Annotated in this window: 8 protein-coding genes; 3 read left to right on the top strand and 5 right to left on the bottom strand. The window is 36.7% G+C overall.

Annotated elements, in window-relative coordinates; genetic code table 11:
- Nucleotides 1–77 precede the first annotated feature (77 nt).
- The 4 genes from GKZ88_RS03965 to GKZ88_RS03950 form a co-directional block, all read right to left on the bottom strand.
- The gene (locus GKZ88_RS03965) at nt 78–530 is read right to left on the bottom strand and encodes a hypothetical protein (protein ID WP_155101094.1); all 453 of its coding nucleotides are present in this window, start codon (nt 528–530) and stop codon (nt 78–80) included.
- A gap of 174 nt (nt 531–704) precedes the next feature.
- Nucleotides 705–2,111: an efflux transporter outer membrane subunit gene (locus GKZ88_RS03960; RefSeq protein WP_155101093.1), complete on the bottom strand. Its 1,407-nt coding sequence runs from the start codon at nt 2,109–2,111 to the stop codon at nt 705–707.
- An 18-nt stretch (nt 2,112–2,129) separates the two neighbouring features.
- Complete coding sequence (locus GKZ88_RS03955) at nt 2,130–5,297, bottom strand: efflux RND transporter permease subunit (protein ID WP_155101092.1); 3,168 nt, start codon at nt 5,295–5,297, stop codon at nt 2,130–2,132.
- A 6-nt stretch (nt 5,298–5,303) separates the two neighbouring features.
- On the bottom strand, nt 5,304–6,467 hold the full coding sequence (locus GKZ88_RS03950; protein ID WP_155101091.1) for an efflux RND transporter periplasmic adaptor subunit: 1,164 nt from the start codon (nt 6,465–6,467) through the stop codon (nt 5,304–5,306).
- 267 nt (nt 6,468–6,734) lie between these two features.
- On the opposite strand from GKZ88_RS03950, the gene GKZ88_RS03945 reads away from it, so the two are divergent.
- The 3 genes from GKZ88_RS03945 to GKZ88_RS03935 are packed head-to-tail and all read left to right on the top strand — an operon-like array spanning nt 6,735 to nt 8,822.
- A complete protein-coding gene (locus tag GKZ88_RS03945) occupies nt 6,735–7,778 on the top strand; it encodes a histidine kinase (protein ID WP_155101090.1) in 1,044 nt (347 codons plus the stop codon).
- Complete coding sequence (locus GKZ88_RS03940; RefSeq protein ID WP_155101089.1) at nt 7,778–8,509, top strand: LytTR family DNA-binding domain-containing protein; 732 nt, start codon at nt 7,778–7,780, stop codon at nt 8,507–8,509. Before GKZ88_RS03945 ends, GKZ88_RS03940 begins: the two co-directional genes overlap by 1 nt.
- Before the next feature lie 19 nt (nt 8,510–8,528).
- Nucleotides 8,529–8,822: a DUF3861 domain-containing protein gene (locus GKZ88_RS03935; RefSeq protein WP_155101088.1), complete on the top strand. Its 294-nt coding sequence runs from the start codon at nt 8,529–8,531 to the stop codon at nt 8,820–8,822.
- A gap of 51 nt (nt 8,823–8,873) precedes the next feature.
- Here the strand turns inward: GKZ88_RS03935 and GKZ88_RS03930 are convergent, their stop codons facing one another.
- Complete coding sequence (locus GKZ88_RS03930; protein WP_155101087.1) at nt 8,874–11,714, bottom strand: hypothetical protein; 2,841 nt, start codon at nt 11,712–11,714, stop codon at nt 8,874–8,876.
- Between the last annotated feature and the right edge of the window lie 217 nt (nt 11,715–11,931).

Here is an 11,931-nt window from a genome sequence, read left to right as displayed (position 1 = left end):
TTTTAAAATAAGAAAGTATTAAAATCAAAAAACGTCCCGAAATTCGGGACGTTTTTCTTTGTCATGTTTAAATTTGCTTAATGGTGATCGTGGTTTTTATTTGAATGTTTTCCATTTCCTTTATCATTCCCGTAATGATTTCCGTTATTACCTTTTGGTTTTTCACCTCTGTTTTTCTGAGGTTTTCCTTTATATCCTTTTGGATATTCGGCTCTGTGTTTATTATGATACGTATAAGGAGCGTCGCCTCTGTAATCATTCAAAACTACTTTATAACCTGAGTAAAGATCATATTGTCTGTATCTTTCTGGAAGTCTTTTTTCGCGTACCCATTTTCCGTTATTATCAGAAATAAATACACTTTGAGTTACATCATAATACACATCAATATCTGGCAAATAATAATATCTGCTGTTATCATAACCAGCTGGCCCCCAATTTGGAGCTGTTCCAATATTTACATTAACTGAAACCTGTGCCTGAGCAAAAACACTTGTAAAAAGCATTAAGGCGAATACTAACTTTTTCATCTTTTTAAATTTTTAAATATTAATTACGGTAGATATTAATCTAAAGTAATGCCAAATATCGTTTTAATTGCATTCATTATACAAAACCACCAAACTAATCGACGAAAAGTGCTTCTCAACCGATATACATTGCAAAAAAACATCTCAGAATTTGAGATGTTTTTCTTTTAAATTTTATTTCCAGCCACCGCCTAAAGCTCGGTACAAGTCAACAACCGCTTGCAGTTTTTGTAAATTATCATTAATGCCGCTCAATTGTGCTGCTAATAAATTTTGTTCCGAAGTTAATACATCTGTATAATTGGTCGCCGAACTGTATTCTAAAAGCTGTTGTGTATAATCTACCGCTTTTACCAAAGCTTCAATTTGTTTTGTTCTCGAATCTTCTTTTTCGGCTGCCATTTGATACGCATACAAGGCATTTGAAACTTCCTGACCTGCTGTCAAAAGACTTTGCTGAAAATTATTGTAAGCTTGTAATTGCTGAGATTGAGCAGTTGTCAATCGCATTTTATTGAGTCCTTTATTGAATATTGGCTGTGTTAATCCTCCAATAATCGAATAAAAAACAGAATTGGTAAAAAAGTCAGTCAATTGCAAATTCGAAAATCCACCGCTTGCTGTAAGCGTTAAACTAGGATAAAAATAAGTTTTAGCCAAATTTGTAGACTCAAAAGCGACTCTGAAATTAAATTCCGCTTGACGGACATCAGGACGATTTTCAAGCAATTGAGAAGGCAAACCTAAAGCAAGATTTTGCGGAACAATCTGTGAATCTAATTTTCCTCTTTCGATTGGTCCTGGAGCCTGTCCTAATAAAATATTAATGACATTTTCGGTTTCGCGAATTCTTTGTTTTAAATCGGGAATCAAAACTTCGGCCGCATGCTGATTGGCTTCGCTCTGTACCACTGCTGCTCCGGTCACGATTGCGCCTTCTTTTAATTCCTTTATTGTTGCAACATTTTTAATACGGCTTTCTAACGTTTCCTGCGTAATTTGCAATTGCTTATCGTAAGCCAGCAATAAAAAATAATTGTTAGCAATATCCGAAATCAACTGTGTCTGAACGGCTTGTTTTGCTGCGTCTGAAGCCAGATAAGTTGCCAGCGCAGCTCTTTTAGAACTGCTCAGTTTTCCCCAAATATCAGCTTCCCAACTTGTACTTAAACCTAATTTATAAGTTGTTGTTAACGTATTGATGTTAATTCCTGCCGGAAAATTAAGTCCCGCCTTAGATTGCTTGGTATGCGTTGCATTTGCATCTAACTGCAAAGTTGGATAATACGCTAATTTGCTTTGTTGTAAAGAAGCTCTTGCCTGAACAATATTTTCAATTGCATTTTTAAGATTCAGATTCTGATCCAATCCTTTTTGAATCAGTGCATTCAGTTTTTCATCTTTAAAAACACTCTGCCATGGCATGCTCGCAATTGTAGTCGAATCGGCGAAAGCCTGATCACGATACAATCTATCTGTCGATAATGTTGTGGGGCGTTCGTACTTTTTGGTAACGGAGCACGCACTTAAAAGTACGGCCGTCATTACCAACAAAATATATTTATTTGAACTATTCGTCATTTCTTTTTTAATTAAATTTTACTCTTTATGAGCTTCTAAAACCTGAATTTCTTCATCGTCGTCTTCATCATCATAACCATCTTTTGCTGGACCACTTACTCTTTCTTGTAAGGTCTGGAAAATGATAAACAGAACCGGAATCACAAAAACTCCTAAAAGGGTTCCAATCAGCATTCCTCCAACAGCTCCTGTACCAATTGATCTATTCCCTACCGCTCCGGCTCCAGATGCAAACATCAGCGGAACAAGTCCGAGGATAAAGGCGAATGATGTCATCAAAATTGGTCGCAGACGCGCTACAGCTCCTTCAATTGCAGCTTGAACAATTGGCAGTCCTTTTCGTCTTCTGTCCAAAGCAAATTCGACAATCAAAATACCATTCTTGGCAAGCAATCCAATCAACATGATTAAGGAAATCTGCAAATAGATATTACTATTCAATTTGAAAATAATCGAGAACAAATAAGCTCCTGCCAATCCAAATGGAATTGAAAATAACACTGCAAATGGCAAAATGTAACTCTCATATTGCGCACTTAGCAAGAAATAAACAAATACCAGACAAAGAATAAAAATGAAAATCGTTTCACTTCCTGAAGCCAATTCTTCACGTGTTAAACCTGAAAATTCATATCCATAACCGGCTGGAAGATTTTCTGCCGCAACTTCTTGAATGGCTTTAATGGCATCTCCTGAACTGTAACCCGGTTTTGGTGCTCCAGTAATCGAAATAGAGGTAAATAAATTAAATCTTGAAATTGATTCGGGACCAAAAACTCTGGTCATATTTACAAACTCTGTAATTGGCGCCATATTTCCGGCATTATTACGAACGAAAATTTTATTCAAACCTTCCGTATTTGTACGGAATTCTGGAGAAGCCTGAATCATGACACGGTATTGTTTCCCGAATTTATTGAAATTCGAAGCATACAATCCGCCATAATAACCTTGCATCGTTGACAGAATCGTGTTTACAGAAACTCCGGCATCTTTGGCTTTAGCCAAATTAATATCCATCATATATTGAGGGAAACCTGGATTAAAAGGCGTTGTAGCGTATTGAATTTCTGGACGTTCTGATAATTTTGCTAAAAACTCATTGTTGACTTTATAGAATTCGGCCGTTGTATGTCCGCCTTTATCTTGCAATTGGAATTCAAATCCACCACTTTGTCCAAAACCTTGAATAGTTGGCGGTGAAATAAAGAAAATATTAGCCTCACGAATACCGCTGGTTTTAGCAAAAAGCTGTCCAATTACGTCATCAACACTTAAATCACGTTCGTCCCATGGTTTCAATTTCACAATAACCATACTATAGGCACTACCTGCTCCAGCTGTAAAGTTTTGTCCAACAATTCGAAGCGTATTTTTTACTCCCGGAATGGTTTTCGCAATACTGTCTACTCGTTTCGCAATAATATCAGAACGTTCCATAGAAGCTGATGGCGGTAAACTAATATTGGCAAAAACAGTTCCCTGATCTTCCGAAGGAACAAAAGCCGATGGCGTGGTTTTCATCATATAAAATAAAGACAAACCTGCTATTAAAATCGACGCCAGCACAATCCATTTTTTCACAGAAAGAAAACTTACTGAACGTTTGTATCTTTCGGTTACATTATCAAATGCAACATTAAATGAAGTGTAAAAACGTTGTAAATAGCTTTTATGTTTATGATCGTCTGCATGCGGTTTAAGCAAAAGCGCACACAAAGCTGGGCTCAGCGTCAAGGCGTTTATAGCCGAAAGAATAATCGCTACAGCCAGTGTAATACCAAATTGCTTGTAGAAAACCCCTGTTGATCCATTGATGAAAGTTACAGGAATAAATACCGCTGCCATTACCAGAGTAATCGAAATAATCGCTCCAGAAATCTCGTTCATCGCATGAATCGTCGCTTTTTTAGCCGATTTATACCCGTGATCGAGTTTGGCGTGAACGGCCTCGACAACCACAATCGCATCATCGACGACAATACCAATGGCGAGAACCATCGCAAAAAGCGTCAATAAGTTGATCGTAAATCCGAATAAATTCAGGAAGAAGAACGTTCCCACAATCGCAACCGGAACCGCAATCGCCGGAATTAAAGTCGATCTAAAATCTTGAAGAAAAATAAATACTACGATAAAAACCAATATAAAAGCTTCAATCAACGTATGAATTACTTTCTCGATCGAGGCATCCAAATTCTCATTGACATCTACCATGATGGTATATTTCATTCCTTTTGGGAAACTCTTTGCTGCTTCTTCAATTAACTTTTTAGAATTGATAATTACATCACGCGCATTTGAACCCGGAGTCTGGCTTATCGCCATTGCTGCCGATTCGACACCATTTGTTTTAATTGTTGACGAATAACTTAAAGATCCTAATTCTACTTTAGCAACATCTTTAAGTCGAAGCATTTGTCCGTTCCCAACAGCTTTTATAATTATATTTTCAAATTCCTGAGCGCTCGTTAAACGTCCTTTGTATTTAATTACATATTGAAACGCCTGATTTCCGTTTTCACCAAATTTACCTGGCGCCGCTTCGATATTCTGCTCTGCCAAAGCGGCTGAAATATCACTCGGAATCAATTTATATTGCTGCATTACATCTGGTTTCAGCCAGATTCTCATCGAATAATCTTTTGCACCAAAAACGGTTACATCTCCTACTCCAACAACACGTTGAATCTGCGGCACCAAATTGATCTTCGCATAATTTTGAAGAAAGGTCTGATCGTAAGCTTTATCATCACTGTATAAAGAGAAAATCAGTAAGTTACTGCTCTGACTTTTAGTTACCGTAACACCAGCCTGAGTTACCTCAACAGGCAATAAACTTGTCGCTCTTGAAACCCTGTTTTGCACGTTTACCGCTGCTAAATCTGGATTTGTCCCTACTTTAAAGAAAATTTTAATAGAAGCATTTCCATCGTTTGTTGCTGTAGAAGTCATGTACGTCATGTTTTCTACACCATTAATCTGCTCTTCCAATGGAATTACGATACTTTTCAGTACCACATCGGCATTGGCACCTGTATAACTAGCCGAAACATTTACGGTTGGCGGGGCAATATCTGGATATTGAGAAATAGGCAGCTCAATTAATCCTAAAACACCCAAAATAACAATAATAACAGATATTACTGTTGAGAGTACAGGTCGTTGTATAAATTTTTTAAACATGTGTTTTTATTTTAAATCGGCGTAAACTTTATCTGAAGATTGATTTTGGCTCTTAATTTCTGTTCCGTCTTTCAATGTTGCCACTCCTTCAAGAACAATTTGATCTCCAGCCTGCAAACCGCTTGTTACCACATAATAATTTCCTGCGCTGTTGTCTAAAATCGTAATATTGGTACTTTTTGTTTTACCATCTTTTCCAACAGTAACCGCAAATATTTTATCCTGAAGTTCATACGTTGCGCTCTGCGGAATAATTAAAGCTTCTTTTACTTCGTTCGGAATACGAACAGTGGTACTGCTTCCGCTTCTGATAATACTCTTTGGATTTGCAAAACGTGCTCTGAAAGTAACCGAACCCGTTTCAGTATTAATCAATCCATTTACGGTTTCCACTCGGCCTTTTTCTGAGTAAGGAGAACCATCCGAAAGCACTAATGAAACTGCAGGCATATTTTGGATTTTTTGTGCCAATGTTGTACCCGGCGTTTTGCTCTCCGTAAAATCTAAAAGCTTTTTTTCATTAATAGCAAAATAAGCATAAACATTTCCGATGCTCGAAACCGTGGTTAAAGGATCTGCGGTATTTGAACTTACCAAACTTCCTAAACGAAACGGAATTGACCCAACAACTCCATTCACCGGACTTGTTACGGTTGTATAACCTAAATTAGTTTTAGCATTTACTAAAGCTGCATTCGCCTGCGCCAAAGTTGCCATAGCCGATTCATAAGTATATTGTGCTGATTCTAAATCGTATTTACTGATAATTCCTTTTTCCACTAAAGGTCTCACTTTATTAACCGCCAGTTTTGCTGCGCTTACCTCTGCCTGAGCACTTTTAATACTGGCACTTGCGGTGCGAACCTGCTGTTCATATTCCGGAGCACTAATTTTAAACAATGGCTGTCCCGTTTTTACTACAGCGCCTTCATCTACAAAAATCTTATCAATATAACCTTCAACTCTTGGACGTATTTCAATATTTTGCTGTCCTTGAATACTGGCAGGATAATCGCTGTATAATGTTGCAGACTCTGGCTGCAATGTCAGCGTTTTATACTCCTTAACCTGTGGCGCAGCTCCGGCCTGAGCCGATTTGTCATTTTTATTACCGCAAGAAGCGATGATAATTGAGGCTGCGAAAATGCTTAAAAATGATTGCTTATTCATCGTGAAAATGTGTAATTATCTATTTATTAATAAGCAAAGGAACTAAAATAGGGCATGCAAAAATTTCACAATAGACGAACAGCAAAACACAATCGATAGAGACAGCCTGACACCCGACGGATTTTTTTTAAAATTAAACAAGCGTTTAATTTACAAGCTCGTCGGCTAAAAAATGGTTTCTGATGGCTGTAATGTTATTTTGGGCGATTGGTTCCAAATCGTATTCAAATAAAATGTAATATTGTCTTTAAAAAATCACAACTTATAATGGCTTCAAACATCTACAGACCCTATTTATTTACCGGACTGCACATTCTCGGGTGGTTATCGCTGGGCTTTATCATGCTGTTTTACATTCCTTTAACTTGGAATGTTGTTCTTCCAGATGCTTTTTGGCTTTGGCAGATGATTGTATTGTTTTTGCTGATTGTTATTTTTTATACTAATGCAAAAATCATAGTGCCAAAAACCATTATTAAAGACAATACTTCGCCGTTTTTGATTTGGGCTTTTCTTGCCATTGTTGCGATGCAGTTTATCGCTTTTTTATATACTTCAGAAACTGATCTTCATAATAAAATCAGCTTAGTTTTAGGTTTCAAAAAATACAAAAACCCCTATTTTGACAATTATGTTCTTACACTTACTTTATTAGTTTTAGGAATCAGCACCAGCTGGGCAATGCTGCAATATTGGCAAAAGGCAGCGCAGCACAAACAAAAATTGGAACAGGATAAAACCATGGCCGAATTAGCAATGCTGAAGGCTCAAATTAATCCGCACTTTTTTTTCAATTCGTTAAACAGTATATATTCGCTTACTTATACAGATATTGAGGATTCCAGAAATGCACTTCATACTTTAAGCCGAATGATGCGCTACCTGCTTTACAGCACCGAAGAAACAACGACTTTGCTGAAGGAAGCCGAATTTATGAAAGATTTCATAGCGCTTATGAAACTTCGTGCCAACAGCAAATTGACAATTGTAACTGATATACCCGAAAAATTGCAAGATTATCCAATTGTTCCAATGTTGCTGCTTCCTCTGGTTGAAAATGCATTTAAACATGGAATTCATGCAACAGACAAAAGTGAAATCTACATTAAGCTTTTGCAAAATGGGAGCAATCTTGAATTTGAAGTAGAAAATACGTATTTTGAAAAATCTGGAACCTCTAGCGAAGGCGGTATTGGCTTAACCAATACGAAAAGAAGACTTCATTTGATTTATCCAAACAAACATACTTTAAAAGCCGGCGTTGCTTCAAATGGAAAATATAATGTAAAACTGCAGCTAAATTTAGAATAATGATGATATTAAAATGTATAGCAGTTGACGATGAGCCACTAGCATTAAAACTTGTGGAAACCTTTATTGAGCAGACTCCTTTTTTGGAATTGACGGCAAGCTGTGATAATGCTGTTGAAGCAATGGGATTAATTAGAGAAAAACAGCCCGATATCGTCTTTCTGGACATCAATATGCCCAATCTTACAGGCATGGAACTGGCCAGACTTTTGCAGGATACCCCAGGATTAATGCCTAAAATAGTCTTTACAACGGCCTATAATCATTATGCGATTGAAGGTTATAAAGTAAATGCCGTTGATTATCTTTTAAAGCCTTTTAGTTATGAAGAATTTCTACGCGCTGCCAATAAAGTTTTGCAGATAACAGAAGAAAATTCAAATAACTTTCAACCCATTACCGCCGATGATGAATTTATTTTTCTGAAAGTAGAATATAATTGGGTCCGAATTTCGCTGAAGGATATTTCATATATCGAAAGTCTGAAGGATTATGTAAAAGTTCATGTCGATGATTCGCAAAAGACAGTGCTTTCTTTAATTTCATTAAAAGCTTTAGAAGAAAAACTGCCTTCAGCAAAATTTATGCGAATTCATCGTTCGTTTATTGTGTCGCTTGACAAAATAAGCGCCATCAGCAAGCATTCTGTCTTTATCGGAAAAACCGAAATTTCCGTTGGAGAACAATATAAAGAACCCTTTAAAACCATCGTTGACAAATGGTTAAAATAAAATAGATTTTTAAATTATTATGGAAAAAAGATCAAACAAATATTACTTAACATTAAGCTTAAAAGAATACGCAAACGGAGAAACTGAACCTGCAAAAGAACTCGGAATCGAATTTTCTAATCACGATGAGATTTTTAGTATCATTCAAAGAATCAAAGACAAAAACTTATTTGATGATCCGTCTGAAGCAACTCAGTTTGCACTCGGATTAAAATTATTCAGTGAAATCAAACTGAAACACCGCAAAAATCCTTTGTTTGAGGAGCTAAACGAAGTTTTTCCGGTTTTTATGAAGAAACTGAAAAGTATGTAATAAAAAACGCCTCAATTTCTTGAGGCGTTTTTATTATAGTTAAATCGTGTATTAACAATCACAATTTTCATTATCAAAAGTAATATCAATATTAATTTTACGAACAGTAATTGATTTAATTTTGGTGTTTGGCAAATCAAGACATTTTATTAATGAATTGGCTGTTTTGAAGCAATTGGTCGATTCATTATCAATTTGATGTGATGGAAATTCCATCAACGGATCAATATAATAATTCATTCCACCCACTACAATTCCGTCTTGTTTTACTACGATTTCTATATTCTTATTTATCGCTTCCTTCTTCAGATCGACCGGATTGCCTGCTGTCATTCTCATTCGCACTTGTTTTCTTTCGCCCGCATTCATGTAGAAAGACTGTCCTCCTTCACTGATAATGCTAAGTTTCCAGTTATCTTTCGAAATTATATCCGGTAATTTAATATTAATTTCAACTTTTACTTTACGATCAAAAGTGTTTCTTATCCAAAAAGGACGATTTTCAAATGATGCTTTTAAGCCTTCTGAGGTTGATGCAACTGGTGCTACATTACGTTGCCCTATATTATTATCATGAGGCACAAGGCGCCACTCAGGAATTGGCCCAGTGACACGTCCATCAGTATTACATGGATCGCCTGTTGCCGAAACAGTAAAGAACATACATTCATGTCCTATTTGTGAAGGTTCCCATTCAAATGGTCCCACAATTTCACCAACATTGTCATTCGCAGCTAAATTAGAAGCACTTAATTGAGGCGTTGTCATTGCTATCCAATCATTTGGAAATTCCAGACCAACACCGGGATTACAATGATAGCCCTTAACAATAATTCCTGTAGCGGCTTGATAACCTCTGTTTTTGATTCTTACATAAGCATAATTTGTCTGTCCCATTATAGGCTCCTCATGTACGCCCCCTCCATCACCTATTGTTGTACGATTCCAAATATCCTGACAGCTCCAATGGTTTGGCTGATAGTCATACTCTCCATTTCTTCCGTCATTAATGTATACATCAACCGGAGGTGGATTTCCTGCATTGTTATTTGGAGTTGCTGTTCCTGCAAGTTGAAAAGCTCCTTGTTTTTCGAACGCCCAACGAATAACTTTCATGTATGCACCTCCCGCATGAGTTTCTAGTGGACTTTGTGAATTCCAGTCTGCTGCGTCACCATTCTCCATGGCAAGTTCAAATGCACGTGCTGTAGCCGGATTTGTAGTTGTAGTCAAAGTACCGATTGCTTTTAATATCAGGTAAACGGCAAAACGGGATGCAAAACGTTGCGTATTTAAATCAGCAGAATCGCCACCCATACTGCGATACAAACGAAAAAGTGTGGTAGATAAAATTTGTTCGTTATTATATCCACCTGGGTCTGAAGAGCTAAAAGGATTTAATGCAATACTGCCTGCCCAACCCCAGCCTGAGGCAGGAGTACGGTTGTGAAACCTACGTGAAGTTGCAGGCAAAGACAAGAAAGTGAAAGGAAATGTTTCAAAACGATCAGGAGCTAAAGAACCCGGATCACTTAATATTGCCGCAATACTGTCTCCTGCGCTATGCGAGAAACCGAAATTTGCACTTCCAACATGACAATATAAAACACCATGTCCTCCAATTTCGTGAAGAACCACTCGTTTATCGGCAGCTATACTTAATGGACTTGCAGTATTATTATCTGCCAAAGCAAAATTTACGGAAGTGATTCCTGTGCTGTTTCCAAGGCAATAACCATTTACAGTGCCATAACTAAATGCCTTTTGATCACAAGGAACAGGAAAAGCAGTCCCATTAAAATAGGACATTCCAAAACCCATATCAAGAATAAGCTGTAAAAAACCATTACAATGATGATAAACATTTACTGCAGCAAAATTATCGGTGCGGGCATTGTAGGCAAATGAATATGGCGAATTTGTTGTTGGTGCGGCAATTGTAGGAGACTCGACTTCCTGAATGCTTACTAAACTTCCTGCCAAAGATTGTACTCCACCTGATGAAGGTGCATTCAGATTACTAAGTGTTACACTATCTCTTATTCCGGTTAGTAAAGCATCTGAAGAGGATGGAACTAGTCCACTGCCTTTAGTAATAGGATCTCTATCAAAAACCATCGCAGTAGCATTACTTCCAAAAGCACGCAAAAACAAAACTGCCCCGGTTTGCAATTCAATAAATGCACGCCAAATCAGTGAAGCATTGACTACAATAGGAAAATCAAAAATTATTTCTTTTACTACATAAAAATTACCATCTTTTATTGAATCTGGAACTGGAGGCAAAGGCAAAATAAATTCACCATCATTTTCAAAATTATCTTTTTCTGTTTTTTCATGACGCAAAGGAACAATAGTTCTCTTTTTTTCTTCATATTTATATACAAGCAGCCTTTCGCTTTCAATTTTTACTTCTCTTTTTTTCTCTCTTACTTCAGCTTCAATCCCCAGAGATTTATGAAGAAAACCTAACTCTGTTTTTTTTGACAAAGCAGCTTTATTTACATTCGCTACTTCAATTTCATCATAAGCAGAAGAGATGGAGCTTAAAATGCTTTCTCTTTTTTTATTAACAGTAACTGCGACTCCTGCCTCCCATACCGGTAATCCAAAGTAGGTCTGTACAAAAACATAAGTAACAACATCACTTGTGTCTTTTTGAGCCTCAAGTCTGAAAGAAGATTTTTCTTCTATAATTCTCTCTTCCAACTGAAGAGGCATTTTTTCAAGATCGTCTTTGCTTAGATTATAATATGCTGCATTATCATGCAAATAGTCGATTACCGATTTCAGTACTGAACCCTCCTTTAATACAAGAGGAAGTGCATTATGATTTAATTGTCGTTTTCCGTCAAATGAATCATCATTTTTGATTAATTTTTTCGTTGCCATTTGATTGTTTTTAGGGTGCCTACTCTGCATCGGATTTTCGGCTACTTCCGTTTAATCTTTTATTCTCAAAAAGTTAAGACGCTGCATTTTTCTTTGTATGGTAAACAGTTATAAAAAAATTCAGAATTTCGCACTAACAACAAATTAACCATTTGATTTTGACGAAATTAGACATTAACAATGAACTGAATTAGGGGAAAAAAACCCTTTTTTTATT

This window comes from Flavobacterium sp. LC2016-01 (assembly GCF_009711135.1).
GTDB lineage: Bacteria > Bacteroidota > Bacteroidia > Flavobacteriales > Flavobacteriaceae > Flavobacterium.
The sequence above is the reverse complement of the archived record's forward strand: the minus strand, read 5'-3'. Positions and strand labels throughout refer to the sequence as shown.

Bases quoted from the DNA above. Each gene is read 5' to 3' on its own strand.
- GKZ88_RS03950 (WP_155101091.1), bottom strand. From the start codon at position 6,467: ATGAATAAGCAATCATTTTTAAGCATTTTCGCAGCCTCAATTATCATC.
- GKZ88_RS03960 (WP_155101093.1), bottom strand. From the start codon at position 2,111: ATGACGAATAGTTCAAATAAATATATTTTGTTGGTAATGACGGCCGTA.
- GKZ88_RS03935 (WP_155101088.1), top strand. From the start codon at position 8,529: ATGGAAAAAAGATCAAACAAATATTACTTAACATTAAGCTTAAAAGAA.
- GKZ88_RS03930 (WP_155101087.1), bottom strand. From the start codon at position 11,714: ATGGCAACGAAAAAATTAATCAAAAATGATGATTCATTTGACGGAAAA.
- GKZ88_RS03955 (WP_155101092.1), bottom strand. From the start codon at position 5,297: ATGTTTAAAAAATTTATACAACGACCTGTACTCTCAACAGTAATATCT.
- GKZ88_RS03940 (WP_155101089.1), top strand. From the start codon at position 7,778: ATGATGATATTAAAATGTATAGCAGTTGACGATGAGCCACTAGCATTA.
- GKZ88_RS03945 (WP_155101090.1), top strand. From the start codon at position 6,735: ATGGCTTCAAACATCTACAGACCCTATTTATTTACCGGACTGCACATT.
- GKZ88_RS03965 (WP_155101094.1), bottom strand. From the start codon at position 530: ATGAAAAAGTTAGTATTCGCCTTAATGCTTTTTACAAGTGTTTTTGCT.